Raw genomic sequence first — 20,601 nt, forward strand, 5'->3', positions numbered from 1 at the left:
CACATATGCTATACAAAATAAAAGGGGAGGGCAGAATAGTGATTTCCGAAAAAGTGATTAAAGAAGCATTTCATAGCGGGGAAGAAAAGGGTTGAAACATTTTTATTTCCAAGAACCTGAAGGAAGAAGAAGATCGGATAAAACAAGCGGCAGCCGGGATTTTAAACATACGAAAAGAAAAAGAATTCGGCGCTTTGAAAACGGAAATATGTGGGAGCTGCGTTTTCAAATGATGGAAGGGTTGACTGCTCATGCAGTCTCCCTATATTGTTTTGGCGAACTTTTTGCCAAATCGATTGAAAAATGACTGAAATTAATAGAATTGTGCTTGATTCTGCCATTATTGTTATGATAATCTTTTTACAGAAATTCTTCTCTCATAAGGATGAATCATCCTTTGCAACCAATTTGAAAATGAAAAACTGTTGAAATGAAATATTGTTTCATTTATGATAAGCTAGTCACCAACTTCTTGTTGTTGCATGTATAGAATTCTTAAAAGCTGTGAAGAAATGTATAATAGCTGGATTTTCATGAAACTTTTTTGGGAGGAGGTGAAACATTAAATGAACAAAACAGAATTAATCAACGCTGTAGCAGAAGCTAGCGAATTATCCAAAAAGGATGCAACGAAAGCTGTAGATGCTGTTTTCGATACAATTTTAGAATCTTTGAAAAAAGGTGACAAAGTTCAACTCATCGGTTTTGGAAACTTTGAAGTGCGTGAGCGTTCAGCGCGCAAAGGTCGCAATCCTCAAACTGGTGAAGAAATTGAAATTCCGGCAAGCAAAGTGCCTGCGTTTAAACCAGGCAAAGCTCTTAAAGATGCAGTTGCTGGCAAGTAATGAAATGAACGCACACAATTAAGAAATGAGTAGCGACTACATATGCTCGCTGCATTTCTTCACAGAATAAGCCCCTTTTTGGGGCTTTTCCTATTTAGGCGAGATTGTTCAAAGGTTTTATTGAAAAGATTTCTGTTCTATTTGCGGGAAAGGAAGCTTCATTTTGCTTTTTTTTCATTAATTGTGCTAGAATCGGTATGAATGAATGACAATAGGAGGAGCCGAGTATGCCAAAAATTAATAAAGAGCAAATAGAACAGGCAGTACGTTTAATTATAGAAGCTATAGGGGAGGATCCTAATAGGGAAGGATTGGCTGATACACCTAAGCGGGTTGCCAATATGTATGAGGAAATTTTTTCAGGTATAAATCAGGATCCTAAAGAATATTTTCAAACCGTATTTGAAGAGGATCATGAAGAGCTTGTTTTAGTAAAGGATATTCAATTTTTTTCAATGTGCGAACACCATCTAGTTCCTTTTTTCGGTAAAGTACATATTGCATACATACCAAAAGGCGGCAAAGTGACTGGACTAAGCAAACTAGCCCGCGCTGTTGAAGCGGTTGTAAAAAAACCACAGCTGCAAGAACGGATTACATCAACGATTGCCGACAGCATAGTCGAATCATTGGATCCTCACGGTGTGATGGTTGTTGTTGAAGCGGAGCATATGTGCATGACAATGCGCGGAGTGAAAAAGCCTGGATCAATCACTGTAACGTCAGCAGTCAGAGGATGTTTTTTGAATGATGCTGCGGCAAGAAGCGAAGTGCTGTCATTAATAAAAAAATAAACGGTAGGTGTTGATAGATGAATCCGAATCAAAATGATTATGTGGTTATTAAAGCAATTGAAGATGGCGTCAATGTGATTGGTTTGACAAGAGGTTCCGATACTAGGTTCCACCATTCCGAAAAGCTTGATAAAGGAGAAGTAATGATTGCTCAATTTACGGAACACACTTCTGCCATTAAAATTCGCGGCAAGGCGCTTATTCAAACAAGCTATGGAGAGATTGAGAGCGGCGAGAGAAAATAAGCAGGATTTCTGCTTTTACTTTTTCGACAAAGCCTAATGAAAAAATGTGGTTATGATATAATAAAATTTGTAAATGTTAGTATAGAGATATATGGGGGACAAGGGTGATAATGATGGAAATCTATCAAAAGCTGGAGCAAATAAAACGTTCGCTAGACCAATATTTTTCACATCCTGTGCTTAAACAATATATTCAAAAGCCTGTAATTGATGAAGACAAGCTGCTATTGTTTTACGCGCTTTTTGAAGAAGCGGAAATAGCAGATGAAAAGAAGGAAAAATATGTTGTGACCGCCATGCTTGTTCAATCAGCCCTTGATACCCATGATTTAGTAACGACAACGGAATGTGAAAATAAGAAGCTTTTTGTTGAAAGACAATTAAATGTCATTGCAGGTGATTATTTCAGCGGACTATATTATTTTATTCTTTCTGAAATTCAAGACTTGAAAATGGTTCGTGCGCTTGCAACCGCGATTAAAGAAATTAATGAGCATAAAATTCGTCTTTACGACCGAAGCTGCCAGTCGATTGAAGCAATAGTCGAAAGCATCGTCATTGTGGAAACCGCGTTATTTCAACGGATCGGAGAGCATTTTCAAATTGAGACGTGGCCGGAAATTTCCAAAACATATTTAACATATAAACGTTTATGTGAAGAAAAACATAAATACGATAAAAATAGCCAGTCCGTTTTAACACAATTTCAAAAGAAATCTAAAAGCCCGATTGATTTAGTTGGAACTTTCATAGAATGCTGCAATCATTATTTCTGGGAAATTAATAAACTGTTGGAAAAAAGTCTGAAATATTCGCCTGCCGTAAAACAATTTATTATGAACCGAATTCATGTATTACGGTTTTCGCATATGATAGTGGAGGAAGGTTAAAAAATGCAGCAATCGAAAGAAGAACGTGTGCACCGCGTATTTGAAAAAATTTATAAAAATTATGACCGGATGAATTCTGTGATTAGCTTTAATCGTCATATTGCATGGCGAAAAGAAACGATGCGGAGAATGAATGTGAAAAAAGGTTCCTACGCACTCGATGTTTGCTGCGGAACGGGGGACTGGACGCTTGCGCTCGGGGAAGCAGTCGGGCAAAACGGAAAGGTCATAGGACTTGATTTTAGCCAAAATATGTTAAGCATCGGTGAGGAAAAGGCAAAGGAAAGACAATTTTCCAATATTTCATTTATTCACGGCAATGCGATGGATTTGCCGTTTCCTGAAAACGAGTTTGATTATGTGACCATCGGGTTTGGCCTCAGAAATGTTCCTGATTATATGCAGGTTCTATCGGAAATGTACCGCGTATTGAAACCCGGAGGAATGGTAGTTTGTTTGGAGACATCACAGCCGACCTTGATTGGCTTCAAACAGCTTTACTATTTTTATTTTCGCTTTATCATGCCTTTATTCGGCAAGATATTTGCTAAAAGCTATGAAGAATATTCTTGGCTGCAGGAGTCCGCGCGTCAATTTCCTGGCATGAAAGAGCTGAAAAAAATGTTCGAGCAAACTGGTTTTATAAATGTAGAAGTGAAGCCATTTACAGGCGGTGTTGCAGCAATGCACTTAGGTTATAAACCGAAATTGGAAACAAAGGTGAAATAAATGAAGTTAAAATCATTCTATTCCTTTTTAACAAAAGACCTTGAAGTGATTGAAAATGAATTGCTGTCTTCCGTACAAACAAAAGATCCGTTAATACGTGAAGCCGGGATTCATCTTCTTCAAGCAGGGGGAAAACGGATTCGCCCTGTTTTTGTATTGTTGTCAGGAATGTTCGGAGATTATAACATTGACCGTATGAAACCGGTTGCCGTCGCTTTAGAGCTGATTCACAGCGCCTCATTGGTACACGATGACGTCATCGACAATGCTGAGCTGCGAAGAGGAAAACCAACAGTTAATGCAAAATGGGACAATCGCATTGCCATGTATGTTGGAGATTACTTATTCGCACGGGCTCTTGAAATCATAACAGAGCTGGACGAGCCGCTTATTCACCGAGTTCTTTCGAAAGCTCTTGTTGAACTCTGTTTAGGAGAAATCGAACAAATCAACGATAAATACAATTTTGATCAGTCTTATCGGACGTATGTCAAACGAATTAAAAGAAAAACAGCTTTATTAATTGCTGTCAGCTGCCAATTGGGCGCTCTTGCCTCCGGCGCTCCAGAATCCGTTTGTAAAAAGCTTTATTTGTACGGTTATTATGTTGGAATTTCGTATCAAATTATTGACGATCTTTTAGATTTTACCTCTACGGAAGAAGAGCTTGGAAAACCAGTTGGGAGCGATTTACTTCAAGGAAACATTACCCTTCCTGTTTTGTTTGCCATGCAAAATGAAGAATTAAGAAAAAAAATTGTCAAAATCAATAATCAAACAACTGCTGAAGAAATCAAGCCGATTATTTATGAAATTAAAAAATCAAGAGCAATCGAACAGTCAATGAATATTAGTGACCGCTATTTGCAGAAGAGCTTTCATCAATTGGAAGGCCTCAAGCACGGGAAAGCGCGAACTTCGCTATACAATATTGCCAAATATATTGGAAAAAGGAAATTTTAGTTTGCGTAACCGCTTTAATAATGATACTATTTTCTTGTGGATTTTGTACTTATACATAAAGAAATTTTCGAGGTGGATGTGTTGATGGAAAAGACGTTTTTAATGGTAAAGCCTGATGGTGTACAACGGCAGCTGATTGGACAAATCGTTTCAAGATTTGAGCAAAAAGGGCTGAAGCTTATCGGTGCAAAATTAATGAAAATCTCTGAAGAATTGGCCCAGCAGCATTATGGAGAACATAAAGAAAAGCCTTTTTTCAATGAACTCGTTCAATTCATCACTTCAGGACCGGTTTTTGCAATGGTTTGGGAAGGCGAAAATGCAATCGAAATTGCCCGTCAAATGATGGGAAAAACCAATCCAAAGGATGCCCTTTCTGGAACAATTCGCGGCGATTTTGGTTTAACAGTAGGGAAGAATGTAATTCACGGTTCTGATTCACCTGAAAGCGCTGAGCGGGAAATTCAATTGTTTTTTAAAGCTGAAGAGCTTGTAGAATATGACCGTGAAATTGATGCATGGATCTATTAACATCTGACCCTAATCAAACAATGGTTTGATTAGGGTTTTCTACATTACATTCGGGGGAAGATCGGAAAGTGACAGATAAGGACTATGTTGCATTTATCGAAAAGATAAAAAGAAAAAGTGGGATTGACCTGTCGTTATATAAAGAGACTCAAATGAAAAGAAGATTAAAATCATTGTATGAAAAAAAAGGCTTTCAATCCTTTCACGAGTTTTTTTTAGCGATGGAAAAGGATAAATGTTTATACAATCTGTTTTTAGATCGGATGACTATTAATGTTTCTGAATTTTTTCGCAACTATCAGCGTTGGAACATCCTTGAAAAAAAATTGCTTCCGCGTTTGCTGAATGGTAAAAAACATATAAAGGTTTGGAGCGCTGCCTGCTCAACGGGAGAAGAACCTTACACAATTGCAATGATTTTAGCACAAAATTCGCTATTGAAAGACTCATATATATTAGCCACAGATATAGATGAACAAGCGATTAAAACAGCACAAATTGGAATTTATCCGGAAAGATCGCTAAAAGAAGTACCTCTTGAATATAAAACTAATTATTTTCAGCAAGAAGGCTCTTTCTATCATGTAAAAGAAGACATTAAACGCTCGGTTACTTTTAGAAAGCATAATTTGCTGTCAGACCGCTTTGAAACAGATTTTGATTTGATCGTATGCCGAAACGTTCTCATTTATTTTACTGAGTCTGCGAAAAAAGAGCTTTATGAAAAATTCAGCAACTCGCTTAGACGAAACGGGATTTTATTTGTTGGCAGCACAGAGCAAATTTTCACTCCGGAAAAATATGGATTAAAAACGATCGAAACGTTTTTTTATACACGATTGTAGCAATAGCAAAGATCTTTCTATTCAAACAAAAAATCTTATGGTATAGTTACGTAAAAGCATAAAAGCGTAAAAGCGTTAAAGTGTTATGGGAAGGAGTTTGCTAGTATGAGATATTTGACAGCAGGGGAATCTCACGGCCCGCAATTAACGACGATTATAGAAGGAGTTCCGGCAGGGCTTCCTCTAACGAAAGAAGACATCAATATTGAGCTTGCAAGAAGACAGAAAGGCTATGGCCGCGGTCGAAGAATGCAAATCGAAAAAGACCAGGTGCAAATTCTAGGCGGAGTGCGCCATGGCGAAACGCTAGGATCACCAATAGCGCTAGTTGTAGAAAATAAAGACTTTGCCCATTGGACGAAAATTATGGGGGCAGAGCCGATTTCCGAATCGGAGAAAGCGGAAATGAAACGAAAAATTACGAGACCTCGCCCAGGCCATGCCGACTTAGTCGGGGCGATCAAATACGGACATCGTGATATGCGCAACGTGCTTGAACGCTCTTCTGCCCGGGAAACAACTGTCAGGGTGGCAGCAGGAGCTGTTGCGAAGAAAATTTTGTCTGAACTCGGCATTCAAGTGGCAGGACATGTCATTGAAATTGGCGGTGTCCGTGCGCAAAAATTGGACTATTCGACGCTTGCTGAGTTGAAGGAAAAGACAGAGAACTCACCTGTGCGTTGTTTAGATGAAAATGCGGCTCAGCAAATGATGAAGGCGATCGACGAAGCAAAAGAAAAGGGTGATTCCATCGGCGGCATTGTTGAGGTGATTGTTGAAGGAATGCCGCCTGGTGTCGGCAGCTATGTTCATTGGGACAAAAAGCTGGATGCCAAAATAGCGCAAGCGATCGTAAGCATCAACGCGTTTAAAGGGGTTGAATTCGGCTTGGGATTTGAAGCGGGACGGAGTTTTGGCAGCGAAGTTCATGATGAAATCCTTTGGAGCGAAGAGAAAGGATACTATCGCAAAACAAACAATCTGGGAGGCTTTGAGGGCGGCATGACGACCGGCATGCCCATCGTCGTCAGAGGAGTCATGAAGCCAATTCCAACACTGTACAAACCTTTGCAAAGCGTTGACATTGATACGAAAGAGCCTTTTTTGGCGAGCATTGAACGATCGGACAGCTGCGCAGTCCCGGCTGCAAGTGTTGTGGCGGAGGCAGTTGTTGCATGGGAAGTAGCCAAAGCGATCGTTGAACAGTTTGGTCTTGATCGCATTGACCTTATTCGGGAAAATATCGAACGTATGAAACAATATGCGAGGGAATTTTAAATGGAACAGATGATGATTCAAACGAAAAGTCGCCCGTATCCAGTTTTTTTAGGAGACGGAATTATCGATAATGTCGGAGAATGGCTTCTGTCTGTTTGCAATAATCCTTCGAAAATTTTGATCATTACTGATCAAACAGTCAAGGATCTGTATGGCGGAAAATTAGAGTCGGTATTAAAAGCATTTGATTTGGACGTATTGACATGTGTTGTTCCGAGCGGCGAACAGTCTAAATCATTTGAAACGTACTATAAATGCTTGACCTTTGCTTTAGAAAACAATCTGGACAGAGAATCCGTGATCATTGCTTTTGGCGGCGGTGTAGTGGGTGATTTAGCAGGCTTTGTAGCTGCAACATTTATGAGAGGAATTCCGTTCATTCAAGTGCCGACGACCCTTTTGGCTCATGACAGTGCTGTCGGGGGAAAGGTGGCCATTAACCATCCGCTCGGAAAAAATATGATCGGGGCTTTTCATCAGCCTCATGCCATTATTTATGATACACAGTTTTTAAAAACACTGCCTCTTCTAGAAATCCGCTCAGGATTTGCAGAAGTGGTGAAGCACGGCTTCATCAATGATCGTTCATTTGTTGAAAATTTAATGAAAACGATCCATTCGTTGAATCATGTAACAAGCGAACAGCTGCAATGGTTTATACGAAAGGGAATTGAAGTGAAAGCAGAAATTGTCGCTGAAGATGAAAGAGAAACGGGAAAAAGGGCGTTTTTAAACTTCGGTCATACTCTCGGCCATGCGCTCGAAGCGGAGTTAGGTTACGGGAAGATTTCCCACGGAGATGCCGTTGCATGCGGCATGCTGTTTGCTCTATGGCTGAGTGAAAAGATGTTCCGCAAAGATTTTCAATATAAATCGATCAAAAATTGGTTTAACGAAATCGGCTTTCCTGTCAAAATCGATGAAACCATTCAAACCGAATCGCTTCTTGAACGAATGAAAAAAGACAAAAAAACGGTACATAGCCAGATTCGTTTTGTGCTTCTCGAGGATATCGGCAATCCGGTACTTAAGACGTTTGACACGCATACATTATATTCATTTCTTAATGAGTGGAGAACGGAGGGATGCGTTTGATAAGAGGTGTTAGAGGGGCCATCACCGTTTCGGAAAATAATGAAGAACAGATTGTAGAAAGCACGGAGAGGCTCTTAAGGGAGATGATTCGATTAAACAACATTGCCCCTGAACAAGTAGCTTCCGTGTTTATTTCGGCGACAAATGATTTAAATGCCTGCTTCCCTGCAAAAGCATTAAGAAATATTGAAGGCTGGAAATATGTTCCTGTGACATGCATGCAGGAAATAGCCGTTGAAGGCGCCCTTGAGAAATGCGTAAGGGTGATGATGCATATTAATACAGAAGCCGCCCAAAACGATATTTGCCATGTTTATTTAGAGAAGGCAAAAATTTTACGACCGGATCTTGTTGACAAATAATGCTGTATCCGATAATATGGCGAATAAGAAAGTTTTTATATGACCTGAAATGAGCTGAGTTTAGTTAAGGGTAGTTGAGAATGAGTCGAGGAAGTAATAGATGAGTGGTTTAGGAAGATAGATTGATCGACTGCCCAAAAACGTAATGTTTTTGGGCATTTTTATTATCAATTTCATCCCTCAAAAACGATCCTCTATGACTCATTCTCCAAATACTTTGGAGGAGTGAGTACTTCAATGGCAACAACCTTTCAAGATTTTTTGCAGGATTGCCGCAAATATAAGACGGTTCCCATTATCGAGCAATATCATGTCGATATGCTGACACCTATCCAAATATTTCAAACGCTGCAAACCGATGCTTGTTATATTTTAGAAAGCAATGACAGCGAGTCGAACTGGTCCAACTACTCGTTTATCGGTCTTGAGCCGATGTATTTTATCAAGGAAGAAAATGGAACGTTCCAGCTGCAAAATCGAAAACAGATGGTCATGGACAAAGATGTTTCGTTATCAGCATTGTTTCATAGAATGACGATAAGCTTCAATGTAAAAAAAGTGGCGATCGATGTGCCGTTTTCAGGCGGAGCTGTCGGAAAAATCGATTATGATGCGGTCAGCCTATTTGAAAAAATTCCAGCTCATTGTCATGCTGACAGAACCCATTCTGTATGTGAACTGGTCATTTGCCAAACGGTCATTGCATATAGCCACAGGGAAAAACTGCTGACATTTATTCATTACAGAGAGCTAGAAGGAAACGAAAGCGAACAAGAGCTGAAGCAAATATTTGAGGCGGGAAAGGAACGCATTTTTCAATATCGCAATGAATTAAAAAACGTCAAGCCGGAAGGAAATATTTTCATCCCGTCAAACAAAGAACCGGTTTCTTTCGCCGGATTTGAATCGAATTATACAAAAGAACAATTTTTGCATCATGTTGAAAAAATGAAGGAATATATTCGTTCTGGCGATATATTTCAAGGAGTTCTTTCGCAGCGCTTTGAAAAACAAGTATCGGTAACCGGTCTGCAATTATATCGAATTTTAAGAATTATCAATCCTTCCCCTTATTTATTTTATATAAAACTATCAAACCAAGAGCTTATCGGCAGTTCACCGGAAAGATTGATTCATGTTCGCGACGATTATGTTGAAATTCATCCTATTGCCGGCACGAGAAAGCGGGGCAAAACAAAGGAAGAAGATAGAAGACTCGTTCGCCAATTGCTGCAGGATGAAAAAGAACTAGCGGAGCATTATATGCTTGTTGATTTAGCAAGAAATGATATCGGCCGAGTTGCTGAATACGGGACGGTCAAAACACCTGTACTTCTGGATGCAGCTTATTTTTCACATGTTATCCATCTCATTTCAAAAGTGAGAGGAAAATTGAGAAAAAGCATTCATCCGATTGATGCATTAATTTCGGCTTTTCCAGCCGGAACCGTTTCAGGAGCCCCAAAAATACGCGCGATGGAAATTATTCATGAGCTGGAGCCGACTGCCAGGGGGAGCTATGCGGGGACTGTTGCATACATCAGCTTCGATGGAAGCATTGATTCATGCATCACAATTCGGACGATCACGCTGAGCAATCAGAAGGCATATGTCCAGGCGGGGGCTGGGATCGTTGCCGATTCTGTTCCTTTAAAAGAATGGGAAGAAACAAGAAACAAAGCGAGTGCGCTCATTCAAACGATCGAATTAGCAGAACAATTGTTTTTAGAAAAAGGGAGGAAGAGGGCATGAAGCATATATTGGAGAAGTGCATTAATGGTGAGACTCTTTCAGCATCTGAAGCAGAAGATATTATGAAAAAAATCATGGAAGGAAAGGTTCCGGACAGTCAAATTGCCAGTCTCATCACTATTTTACGATTTCGCGGCGAAACGGTCGAAGAGATGACGGGATTTGTGAAAGCGATGAAGGAAAATATGACTCAGCTTGAAGGATTTGAAAATGCAGTTGATACTTGCGGAACGGGCGGAGATGGAGCATCAACATTTAACATTTCAACCGCATCTGCCATTGTTGCTTCATCGTTGGGAGTGAAAGTCGCAAAACACGGAAACCGCGCTGTTTCTTCAAGAAGCGGCAGCGCTGATGTGCTCGAATGTTTAAACATCCCAATCCAAACAACGCCTGAAGAAGCTAGAAGAAGCCTGGAAGAAACGAATATGAGCTTCTTGTTTGCTCCTCTCTATCATTCATCGATGAAGCATGTTGCCAAAGCAAGAAAAGAAGTGGGATTCCGAACGATTTTTAATTTGCTCGGGCCGCTGGCTAATCCGGCCAATACAAAACGACAAGTGCTTGGCGTTTCATCATTGGAGCATGCGGAGAAAATGGCTGAAACATTAAAACATTTCCGTTCAGAGCATGTGCTGTTAGTATCAGGAAGGGACGGATTGGATGAAATTTCGATCAGTGATGAAACGGATGTCGTAGAACTAAAAGATGGGAACATAACAAAATATACGATTTCTCCGGAACAATTTGGAATGAATCGAGGGAAGCTTGAAGAAATACAAGTCTCAGATGCGAAAGAAAGTGCTAAAATGATAGAGGAAGTACTGAAAAATAAAGGAAATGAAAGCGTGAAGAACATTGTAGCATTAAATTCGGCTGCAGCTCTTTACGTAGCAGGAAAAGCAAAAAACATTTCTGATGGGGTACAGATGGCTTTAACAGCCATAAAAGACGGGACCGCCTATCAGCAATTGAGGAGATTGGCCATCCGAAAGGAAGAGAGCTATGCTTGATACGATCATAAGAGTTAAAGAACAAGAAGTGAAAGAACTTGATTTGACGCAATTAGACAAAAAAGCATTCGAAAAAAGATCATTTTTCGATGCTCTTCAAAACCCGAACCGTTTTCTTGGGCTCATTGCGGAAGTGAAGAAGGCATCGCCGTCCAAAGGTGTCATTCGTGAAGATTTCGATCCTGTCGATATTGCAAAAAAATATGAGAGAGGGAAGGCAGACTGCTTATCTGTTTTAACCGATCAAAAGTTTTTTCAAGGGTCAACCGCATTTTTGTCTGAAATTAAAGAAAAGGTGAAACTTCCTGTTTTGCGCAAAGATTTTATTATCGATAAAAAGCAAGTGTATGAATCGAAATGGATCGGAGCGGATGCCATTTTGTTAATCGGGGAGGCTCTTCCGCCAAAAAAATTAAAGGAGCTTTGGGATGAAGCGGTCAGCTTAGAGCTGGATGTGCTGGTGGAGGTCCATTCTGTCGAGACTCTTGAAAGAATACTAGATATATTTGTGCCGAATATACTGGGGGTGAACAACAGGGATTTAACAACCTTTCATACGGATATTCATCATCTGGAAACGATTCAAAAATATGTGCCGAAAGATATTTTATTGATCAGTGAAAGCGGCATAAGCACGATGGCAGATTTGCAAACGGTGTATGAATATGGAGCAAAAGGCGTGCTTGTCGGGGAGTCGCTCATGCGGAAAAAAGATCCGGAACAAGGAATTTATGAGCTGTTTAAGGAGAGTGTAAAGTGAGACTCGTCAAAATTTGCGGCAACCGCACATTTGAAGATACAGCTGTTTCCATCAATCAAGGAGCCGATTATATCGGCTTTATCTTTTCCTCTGAAAGCAGGCGACAGGTGAAGGCAAATGATGTCGGCAGGTGGATGGAAGCTTTTCCAAAAGAAATGCGTCCAAAACTAGTAGGCGTATTTGTTCATCCGACGATTCAATTTTTAGAGGATGTGCTAGCAGCGGTCGAATTAGACTGCATACAGCTGCATGGCGATGAAGATGAAGAATTTGTAAAACAGGTAAAGGAAAAGTTCGGTCTTTCTGTTTGGAAAGCTCTCCCTCATCATGAACATGTGATAGAGGAAATGGAAAAATTTTCGCGTTGGGTGGATGGATATGTGATTGACAGCCGTGTGAAAGGAATGTGGGGCGGAACAGGCGTTGCTTTTGACTGGTCAAATGTGTCCGATTATACAATATGGGCGAAAAATCACCGGAAGCTTTGTTTTATTGCGGGCGGCATTACACCTGAAAACATAACAGAGCTGCTTGAAAAAGGCGCTGAAAACATTGATGTTGCAAGCGGTGTTGAAACAAATGAAAAAAAAGATGTCGAAAAAATAGCAAAATTAATAGAGAAGGTGAAAGGCTGATGAAATATCCTGATGAATATGGCAGGTTTGGAGAATTTGGAGGAAAATATGTACCAGAAACGTTAATGAAGCCGTTGTATGAATTAGAAGAAGCATTAAAGGATGCATTAAGTGATTCTTCTTTTCAACAGCAATATCATCAAATGCTGCAAAAATATTCCGGCAGACCGACCGCTTTAACATTTGCAGACCAATTAACAAAACATGTCGGGGGAGCAAACATTTTTTTAAAACGGGAGGATCTCAACCATACTGGTGCCCATAAGATCAATAATGCCATTGGTCAAGCGCTTCTTTCGAAAAGAATGGGAAAAAAGAAGCTTATTGCTGAAACAGGTGCCGGACAGCACGGTGTAGCATCAGCAACTGTCGCTGCGAAATTTGGCATGGACTGCAAAGTATTTATGGGAGAAGAAGACATCGATAGACAGCGCCTCAACGTTTTTCGGATGCAGCTGCTAGGTGCTGAAGTAGTGCCTGTTACAAGCGGAAATAAAACATTAAAAGACGCTGTGAATGAGGCGATCCGATATTGGGTTCAGCATTGTGAAGACCATTTTTATTTAATGGGCTCAGCTGTCGGTCCGCATCCATATCCGATGATGGTAAGAGAATTCCAGCGGATCATTGGAGATGAAGCGAAAGAGCAGTTTTTCAACGAGTTTGGCAAGCTGCCGGATGTTGTCATAGCTTGTGTGGGCGGAGGAAGCAATGCGATCGGGATGTTTACACCGTTTTTAGAAGAAGATGTAAAGCTTATTGGAGTGGAAGCAGGAGGAAAAGGAGTGGAAACGGGTGAACATGCGGCAACAATTACAAAGGGGACGAAAGGCGTTATTCACGGTTCGATGACGTACTTATTGCAAAATCAATACGGTGAAATTATTGAGCCTTATTCGATTTCTGCCGGCCTCGATTATCCGGGTGTCGGTCCGGAGCATGCTTATTTAGCAAAAATAGGGCGTGTCGTTTATGAATCTGTTACAGATGAAGAGGCGATTCTAGCACTCGAAACATTGGCGAAAACAGAAGGAATATTAGCCGCAATTGAATCTGCTCATGCCGTTGCAAAAGGAATTGAAATAGCAAAAACTTTATCAAATGAACAGTCAATTTTAATTTGTTTGTCCGGACGGGGCGATAAAGATGTTCACACTTTGATGAAAACGAAAGGGGGAGTTGAAAATGGTTTCTAACAAAAGCATGTTTCAACAGTTTGACAAGCTTTTTATTCCTTTTATTACAGCTGGAGATCCGAATGAAGAGTTGACCATTGATCTCGCCCTTATTTTAGAAAAATGCGGGGCGTCAGCCATTGAGCTTGGCGTTCCCTATTCGGACCCGCTTGCTGACGGCCCCGTTATTCAACAGGCATCCATCCGGGCAAGAAGAAATGGAATGAATATTGAAAAGGCGATGGAATTAGCATATAAAATGAAAGAAAGAGGTTTAAAAATTCCGATCATTCTCTTTACTTATTTCAATCCTGTGCTACAATTAGGAGAAAAATACTTTTTTACTTTAATGGAGAAAAATCGATTAGAAGGACTTCTCATTCCTGATCTCCCGTTCGAAGAAAGCGGATGGATGCGAAAAAAATGTGACGAGCATGGGATTTATTTTATCTCTATGGTTGCTCCCACTTCCTACAATCGAATAAAAAAAATTGCTGAAAACGCCGCAGGATTTTTATATTGTGTTTCATCTCTCGGGGTGACGGGTGAGCGCCAATCATTTGATGAGCGCGTTTCTGATTTTATCTCTCATGTAAAGAAGTATGCGGAAGTTCCGGTGGCTGTCGGGTTTGGCATTTCGTCGAATGAGCATGTAAAAAAATTTTTCAAAATAAGTGACGGCGTCGTTGTGGGCAGTGCGATTGTTAAACAAATTGAAAAGCTTATTCCGCTTCTCACAAATGCGAATACAAAACAGAGCGGGTTACAGGAATTTGAAAGGTTTATTCACGGTTTGCTCCATTAGGGGATGAAAGAGGTGTTAAGGTTGGAGGTAAAAGAACAGTTAAAGTCGCTGAAACCATACGAACCTGGAAAACCAATTGAACAAGTAAAAGAACAGTTTGGTCTAACAAAGGTGATCAAGCTTGCATCAAACGAAAACCCGTACGGTTGTTCTGATAAAGTGAAACAAGCGATACAAGAGGAGCTTGAATCTCTTGCGATCTATCCTGACGGCTGTAGTGCAGAGCTGCGAAAACAGGTGGCAAAGCATGTAGGCGTAAAAGAAAATCAGCTCATTTTCGGAAACGGATCAGATAATATTATACAAATTCTGTCACGTTCACTTTTGAGCGAAGGCTTCAATACCGTAATGGCGTCACCGTCATTTTCCCAATACCGGCATAATGCGGTGATCGAAAATGCCGAAATTCGTGAAATTGAACTTGTAGATGGGCGGCACAATTTGGATAAAATGGCAGACTCTATTGATTCCAAAACAAAAATTGTATGGTTATGCAATCCGAATAACCCTACAGGAGTTTACATAAGTGAAGAAGAGCTTATTAATTTTTTAAACAAAGTGCCGAAGGATGTCCTTGTCGTATCTGATGAAGCGTATTACGAATATGTGACGGCGGAAGATTATCCAAATTCAGTCGCCTTATTGGATCAATTTCCAAATCTATTAATTTTACGGACGTTCTCAAAAGCATACGGCCTAGCTGCACTCCGAGTAGGATATGGAATTGGAAATGAAGAACTCATCCGCTTAATTGAGCCGGCAAGGGAACCTTTTAATACAAATCGTCTTGGACAAAAGGCTGCTATTGCAGCGCTAAACGATCAAACTTTTATCGAAACCTGCAAAAAATTGAACCGGGAAGGGCTCAAACAATACTATGATTTTTGTGAACAATTTGGTCTTGAGTACTTCCCTTCGCAAACGAACTTTATTTTAATAGATTTTCAAAAGGATGCGGATGAGCTTTTTCAACAGCTCCTTGAAAAAGGATTCATCGTCCGTTCAGGAAAAGCTCTCGGATTTCCGACATCGCTGAGAATTACTGTCGGAACAGAAGAGGAAAATGAAGCACTGATTCAAACTTTAAAGGAACTACTTTCCTAAAAGAGGTGAATGCTCACCTCTTTTTTTACCAAAAAGCAGAAACAGGTGGTTTTTTGTGGAAAAAGTTTTTATCATTGGTCTTGGTTTAATCGGCGGATCGATTTCACGTGCAATTAAGAAAGAGCATCCATCGGTTCAATTGGTCGGATATGATATAAATAACGATCAAGTGCAAATGGCAAAAAAATTGGGAATCATTGATCAATCAGCAGAATCTATTAAGGAAGGCGCTGAATCAGCGGACGTTATTATTATTTCAACTCCCGTTGAACAAACATTGAACGTTTTAACGTTTTTGGGAGAACTAAGCTTGAAAGAAGGAGTCATTATCACAGATGTCGGCAGCACAAAGAAAAAAATTGTCGATCATGCGAGCGTTTCTTTGCCGAAAACAGTAACATTTATTGGCGGTCACCCAATGGCGGGCTCACATAAATCAGGCGTTGCGGCAGCGAAAACTCATCTATTTGAAAATGCGTTTTATATTTTAACGCCTGGCAGCAACGAACGTCCGGAAAAAATAGAACAATTAAAAAAGCTTTTAAAGGGAACAAAAGCGCAATTTATTGTCATGACACCTGAAGAACACGATTCCATTACCGGGGTCATTAGCCATTTTCCGCATTTAATCGCGGCAAGCCTCGTCCATCAGGCAGAAAAGAAAGAAGAAATGTTTCCAATTATTAAGCGGCTTGCGGCCGGAGGATTTCGCGACATTACCCGAATTGCGTCAAGCAACCCGGTTATGTGGCGCGATATTATTGTTCACAACCATGATGTATTAATCGAGTTGTTTGATGAATGGATTCAAGAAATGAAGCAAATTAAACAATTCATTGAGAAGCTCGATAAAGAACAGCTTTATACATATTTTGAAAAAGCGAAGACATATCGAGACGGATTGCCTGAAAGGGAAAAAGGGGCTATTCCGTCCTTTTATGACCTTTATGTCGATGTTCCGGATTATCCGGGGGTTATTTCTGAAATTACCGGTTATTTAGCAAAAGAGGAAATTAGCATAACAAATATTCGAATTTTAGAAACGCGTGAAGAAATTTTTGGTGTTTTGCGCATCAGCTTTCAGTCGGATGAAGACCGGATGAAGGCGAAACAATGCATTGATCGCTACACGAATTATGAAACATATATACTGTAGTTGGGGTGATACAGATATGAATCAAGGGCTTGTTTTGACAAAAAAACATTCGCTGAATGGAACTATTGAAGTTCCCGGCGACAAATCGATCTCCCATAGGGCGGTTATGTTTGGGGCAATTGCGGAAGGAAAAACAACTATTCAAAACTTTTTAACTGGAGAGGATTGTTTAAGCACCATTTCATGCTTTAAAGAGATGGGGGTTTCGATCAAACAGGAAGGAACGAATGTAACAATTGAAGGGAAAGGATTTTCCGGACTGAAAGAACCTGTCAACATTTTAAATGTTGGGAACTCAGGCACCACGACAAGATTAATGCTGGGCATTTTAGCGGGACGTCCTTTTCATGCATGCATTATTGGGGATGAGTCAATTGCGAAAAGACCGATGGATCGTGTAACAGCTCCTTTAAGACAAATGGGAGCTCATATTGATGGACGGAATAACGGATCTTTTACCCCGCTGTCTTTGCGCGGCGGGAATTTAAAAAGCATTTATTACAAATCCCCAGTAGCGAGTGCTCAAGTGAAGTCATCGATTTTGCTTGCAGGTCTTCAAGCAGATGGAACCACAACAGTTGAGGAGCCGTATCAATCAAGAGATCATACGGAACGTCTTTTGTCAGCCTTTGGCGTCCATGTGAAAAAACAAAATTTGACCGTTTCGGTAGAGGGAGGACAAACATTAAAAGGCGCCAATATTTATGTGCCTGGTGACATTTCTTCCGCTGCTTTTTTCCTTGTTGCGGGAGCCATTGTTCCGGACAGTTCAATCAAGCTGAAAAATGTCGGCATTAACCCAACAAGAACAGGGATTTTAGATGTTTTAGAAAATATGGGTGCAGAGATCGAGATTATACCTACATTAGATTCTGCCGAACCGATGGCTGATATATCGATCAGGACATCTGAGTTAAAAGGAACCGAAATTTCAGGAGAGCTGATTCCGAGACTGATTGATGAAATTCCGATCATTGCCCTTCTTGCGACACAGGCTGAAGGAACGACAGTTATTAAAGACGCCGAAGAATTAAAGGTAAAAGAAACAAATAGAATTGATACAGTTGTCGGCGAGCTGAAAAAGCTTGGAGCGGATATTGAAGCTACAAACGATGGAATGATCATTCGCGGAAAAACAAAGCTGAAAGGAGGAACGAATGTTTCCAGCCATGGAGATCACCGCATCGGCATGATGCTCGCGATTGCCAGCACTATTTGTGAAGAACCTGTGGAATTAATGCAGCACGAGGCAGTCAGTGTATCCTATCCTGCTTTTTTTGACCATTTGAATTTGCTTTCCAAAACCATCTGAGTTTGTCAGATGGTTTTTGTCATATTTTTATCAACCTTTTCATAGCTTGTCTAAAAAAGCTATTGAGGTGGGAAAATGGCATATATTATTGATCAAATTCGTTTAATGGAAAACAATCAAATTGTGACGCGCTCAATACTCGTTGACGGAAATCAGTTTCGTTTTAAAGAAAAGCAATTAGATCAGTTTCGATTTATGAAAATGGACGGATCGCCCTATTTCATGACACCTGGCTTTGTCATGCTTGACCAAAACATTCAGCATTTAGAACAAAGCCATTCGTTCAAATTATATGTGAAAAATTTGATCCAAAAAGGCTGCACCTTTTTAATAGCTGCTGTTGATTTGCCGTTTGAAAGACAATGGGATGAAAAGAAAAAACATATTCGCAAAGTGATGATGAATTCGCCGATCGATTATGCGATCGCTGCAAAAATCCCAATCGACCGGCTGACTCCTTCAATCATCAGAATGCTAAAAAGAGAAAAAATTACTGTGATTATCGTGGAAATTAAACAGATTGCTGAGCTTGATGATGTTCCATGGGAATGGATTCGTGAGACTTTATTTCCAAAGCAAACTCCAATTTTTCCCCATTTTTCTTCAGAAGATCAATCCATCTTCCATCAGTTGAAAAGCAAATGGCAGCAAATTGTAAAAAAATATAAATTGCCATCATTGGAAGAATGTCCTGAAAACGGTGTCCCACTTACGAAAGAAGCATTAATGAAAATCGGTCTTTATCCGATTCGCGGCGAAATTTTAAGCGGAAGCAATGTTGATTATAATTTATTTCGGATGATCGATTTAGTTGAAGAAAATAATTATCTAGATTATTATAATCATAACCCAGAAGTGATCGTTCACAACGGAAGCGTTTTGAAAGCAGGAGAACAAATATTTTATAAACCAGGGTTCGGAAAAGAAGTGCAGCTGAATGCACCAGGACGCTTCAATATTTATTCGCAGCCAATAAACAAGTACTGAATTTAGAAGGGGAGTTTTAGGTTGAATAAAAAAATGAGCGAAGCCGTTCAATTAGTTGAAAGCGGCCAAGTGGAAAAAGGATTGAAAAAACTTTCATCCATTGAAAAAGAGTTAAATGATGAAGAAAAGTTTGAGCTTGCGGAAAAATATTTTCAATGGGGCAGGACAGATGAAGCGTTAAAAATAGCTGAGGAGCTGTCGCAGCTATACCCTGATGAATCTGCTATCACTCTTTTTTTGGCGGAAATATACATTGAGCTTGACGATGAAGAAAAAGCGATTGATCTGCTGAATGAAATTGATCAAGAAGATGAATCATATCCGCAAGCCCTTCTTCTTATGGCTGATTTGTATCAATTGCAAGGCTTATATGAAGTCAGTGAACAAAAGTTGAAGGAAGCCAAGAGAAGATTGCCTGAAGAGAAAGTAATTGATTTCGCATTAGCCGAGCATTATTTTCATCTCGGAAAATATCGTCAAGCAATCGACTTTTATAGAGTAGTCCTAGAGGAATTTGAAAATATAATGAATGTAAATATTCATAAACGAATAGGCGAGTCTTTATCTGCTTGCGGTGATTTTGAAGAAGCCCTTGCTTATTTTGAGAAAGCGGTGGAAGAAGAGGATTTGGACACATATTTCGCTTATGGGATGACAGCTTTAAATGCAGGCCAGACAAAAACAGCGATTGCACAATTTGAACGAATAAAGGAATTGGACCCTACCTACCACTCACTATATTTATATTTGGCCAAAAGCTATGAACAGGAAGGGATGGTGGAAAAAAGTTTTCAAATTGTTCAAGAAGGTTTGCAGGAGGATCCATTTAATAAAGAGCTTTATTTATTCGGCGGGAAAATTGCCTTAAAGCTCAAAGATGTAGACAATGCAGTAAAATTGTTAAAAAAAGCGCTGGAGCTTGATCCGGGTTATATAGAAGCAATCATAACACTTTCAGGAGTGTTGTTAAACCAAGGCAAATATATGGAAACGATCGAGATGTTGACGGAAATCGTAGAAAGACATGAAGAATATGATCCTCATTTTGACTTCAATTTAGCGATCGCTTATCATCGCACCGAACAGTACGAAAAGGCATTAAAGCATTATGAAAGTGCATATAATAATTTTAAAACAGACCCGGAATTTTTGGAGAATTACGCTTATTTTCTGCTTGAAGAAGGGGAGCGGGCAAAGGCTAGGAAGCTTTTTGAAAAAGCGCTGGAGCTTGATCCAGGCAACATTGAATATGAAAATATGCTGCTCGAATTGGAGGACAATTTTTAGGCGGAATTGGAAGGAATTCAACGCAACTATGTTGAATT

Annotated in this window: 23 protein-coding genes; all 23 read left to right on the plus strand. The window is 40.0% G+C overall.

Translation table 11 applies throughout. The features are described from left to right. Positions 1 to 91 precede the first annotated feature (91 nt). The 23 genes from FB379_RS12680 to FB379_RS12790 all read left to right on the plus strand — a co-directional run bounded on the left by FB379_RS12680 (position 92) and on the right by FB379_RS12790 (position 20,563). Positions 92 to 307: a hypothetical protein gene (locus FB379_RS12680; RefSeq protein ID WP_066251957.1), complete on the plus strand. Its 216-nt coding sequence runs from the start codon at positions 92 to 94 to the stop codon at positions 305 to 307. A 259-nt stretch (positions 308 to 566) separates the two neighbouring features. Next, the gene (gene hbs, locus FB379_RS12685; protein ID WP_063388591.1) at positions 567 to 845 is read left to right on the plus strand and encodes a non-specific DNA-binding protein Hbs; all 279 of its coding nucleotides are present in this window, start codon (positions 567 to 569) and stop codon (positions 843 to 845) included. 227 nt (positions 846 to 1,072) lie between these two features. After that, on the plus strand, positions 1,073 to 1,639 hold the full coding sequence (gene folE, locus FB379_RS12690; RefSeq protein WP_066251953.1) for a GTP cyclohydrolase I FolE: 567 nt from the start codon (positions 1,073 to 1,075) through the stop codon (positions 1,637 to 1,639). A gap of 17 nt (positions 1,640 to 1,656) precedes the next feature. Then, positions 1,657 to 1,884: a trp RNA-binding attenuation protein MtrB gene (mtrB, locus tag FB379_RS12695; RefSeq protein WP_063388589.1), complete on the plus strand. Its 228-nt coding sequence runs from the start codon at positions 1,657 to 1,659 to the stop codon at positions 1,882 to 1,884. A gap of 113 nt (positions 1,885 to 1,997) precedes the next feature. Beyond that, positions 1,998 to 2,774: a heptaprenyl diphosphate synthase component 1 gene (locus FB379_RS12700; RefSeq protein WP_158640198.1), complete on the plus strand. Its 777-nt coding sequence runs from the start codon at positions 1,998 to 2,000 to the stop codon at positions 2,772 to 2,774. Positions 2,775 to 2,777: 3 nt separating this feature from the next. Beyond that, positions 2,778 to 3,503, plus strand: coding sequence for a demethylmenaquinone methyltransferase (locus FB379_RS12705; RefSeq protein ID WP_063388587.1), 726 nt, complete (start codon positions 2,778 to 2,780; stop codon positions 3,501 to 3,503). After that, a complete protein-coding gene (hepT, locus tag FB379_RS12710) occupies positions 3,504 to 4,466 on the plus strand; it encodes a heptaprenyl diphosphate synthase component II (RefSeq protein ID WP_063388586.1) in 963 nt (320 codons plus the stop codon). A gap of 84 nt (positions 4,467 to 4,550) precedes the next feature. Further along, complete coding sequence (gene ndk, locus FB379_RS12715) at positions 4,551 to 4,997, plus strand: nucleoside-diphosphate kinase (RefSeq protein ID WP_063388585.1); 447 nt, start codon at positions 4,551 to 4,553, stop codon at positions 4,995 to 4,997. Between the two features lie 68 nt (positions 4,998 to 5,065). Further along, the gene (locus FB379_RS12720) at positions 5,066 to 5,842 is read left to right on the plus strand and encodes a CheR family methyltransferase (RefSeq protein WP_063388584.1); all 777 of its coding nucleotides are present in this window, start codon (positions 5,066 to 5,068) and stop codon (positions 5,840 to 5,842) included. 105 nt (positions 5,843 to 5,947) lie between these two features. After that, positions 5,948 to 7,120, plus strand: a complete 1,173-nt coding sequence (gene aroC / locus FB379_RS12725) for a chorismate synthase (RefSeq protein ID WP_063388583.1) — start codon at positions 5,948 to 5,950, stop codon at positions 7,118 to 7,120. Continuing rightward, the gene (gene aroB, locus FB379_RS12730; protein ID WP_144598136.1) at positions 7,121 to 8,215 is read left to right on the plus strand and encodes a 3-dehydroquinate synthase; all 1,095 of its coding nucleotides are present in this window, start codon (positions 7,121 to 7,123) and stop codon (positions 8,213 to 8,215) included. It begins immediately after the preceding gene. Next, the gene (gene aroH / locus FB379_RS12735) at positions 8,212 to 8,577 is read left to right on the plus strand and encodes a chorismate mutase (RefSeq protein WP_063388656.1); all 366 of its coding nucleotides are present in this window, start codon (positions 8,212 to 8,214) and stop codon (positions 8,575 to 8,577) included. The genes aroB and aroH overlap by 4 nt, the downstream gene beginning before the upstream one ends. 237 nt (positions 8,578 to 8,814) lie before the next feature. After that, positions 8,815 to 10,329: an anthranilate synthase component I gene (gene trpE, locus FB379_RS12740; protein WP_144598137.1), complete on the plus strand. Its 1,515-nt coding sequence runs from the start codon at positions 8,815 to 8,817 to the stop codon at positions 10,327 to 10,329. After that, positions 10,326 to 11,342, plus strand: a complete 1,017-nt coding sequence (trpD, locus tag FB379_RS12745) for an anthranilate phosphoribosyltransferase (protein ID WP_144598138.1) — start codon at positions 10,326 to 10,328, stop codon at positions 11,340 to 11,342. The genes trpE and trpD overlap by 4 nt, the downstream gene beginning before the upstream one ends. Then, on the plus strand, positions 11,335 to 12,102 hold the full coding sequence (trpC, locus tag FB379_RS12750; protein WP_144598139.1) for an indole-3-glycerol phosphate synthase TrpC: 768 nt from the start codon (positions 11,335 to 11,337) through the stop codon (positions 12,100 to 12,102). The genes trpD and trpC overlap by 8 nt, the downstream gene beginning before the upstream one ends. After that, entirely contained in the window at positions 12,099 to 12,737 is a 639-nt protein-coding gene (locus FB379_RS12755; RefSeq protein ID WP_066251930.1) for a phosphoribosylanthranilate isomerase, read from the plus strand. The genes trpC and FB379_RS12755 overlap by 4 nt, the downstream gene beginning before the upstream one ends. Then, positions 12,734 to 13,933: a tryptophan synthase subunit beta gene (gene trpB, locus FB379_RS12760; RefSeq protein WP_133309193.1), complete on the plus strand. Its 1,200-nt coding sequence runs from the start codon at positions 12,734 to 12,736 to the stop codon at positions 13,931 to 13,933. The genes FB379_RS12755 and trpB overlap by 4 nt, the downstream gene beginning before the upstream one ends. Beyond that, positions 13,923 to 14,717: a tryptophan synthase subunit alpha gene (trpA, locus tag FB379_RS12765; protein WP_395994401.1), complete on the plus strand. Its 795-nt coding sequence runs from the start codon at positions 13,923 to 13,925 to the stop codon at positions 14,715 to 14,717. Before trpB ends, trpA begins: the two co-directional genes overlap by 11 nt. Positions 14,718 to 14,738: 21 nt before the next feature. Then, positions 14,739 to 15,821, plus strand: coding sequence for a histidinol-phosphate transaminase (hisC, locus tag FB379_RS12770; protein ID WP_144598154.1), 1,083 nt, complete (start codon positions 14,739 to 14,741; stop codon positions 15,819 to 15,821). A gap of 55 nt (positions 15,822 to 15,876) precedes the next feature. Next, positions 15,877 to 16,977 carry a prephenate dehydrogenase gene (locus FB379_RS12775; protein WP_144598140.1) on the plus strand — a complete coding sequence of 367 codons (1,101 nt, stop codon included), beginning with the start codon at positions 15,877 to 15,879 and terminating at the stop codon, positions 16,975 to 16,977. A gap of 16 nt (positions 16,978 to 16,993) precedes the next feature. Further along, positions 16,994 to 18,289, plus strand: a complete 1,296-nt coding sequence (aroA, locus tag FB379_RS12780; RefSeq protein WP_144598141.1) for a 3-phosphoshikimate 1-carboxyvinyltransferase — start codon at positions 16,994 to 16,996, stop codon at positions 18,287 to 18,289. Between the two features lie 75 nt (positions 18,290 to 18,364). Next, entirely contained in the window at positions 18,365 to 19,276 is a 912-nt protein-coding gene (locus tag FB379_RS12785) for a hypothetical protein (RefSeq protein ID WP_144598142.1), read from the plus strand. Between the two features lie 21 nt (positions 19,277 to 19,297). After that, positions 19,298 to 20,563, plus strand: coding sequence for a tetratricopeptide repeat protein (locus FB379_RS12790; RefSeq protein ID WP_144598143.1), 1,266 nt, complete (start codon positions 19,298 to 19,300; stop codon positions 20,561 to 20,563). Positions 20,564 to 20,601: the final 38 nt, after the last annotated feature.

Source organism: Aeribacillus composti, from assembly GCF_007827555.1.
Classification (GTDB): domain Bacteria; phylum Bacillota; class Bacilli; order Bacillales; family Aeribacillaceae; genus Aeribacillus; species Aeribacillus composti.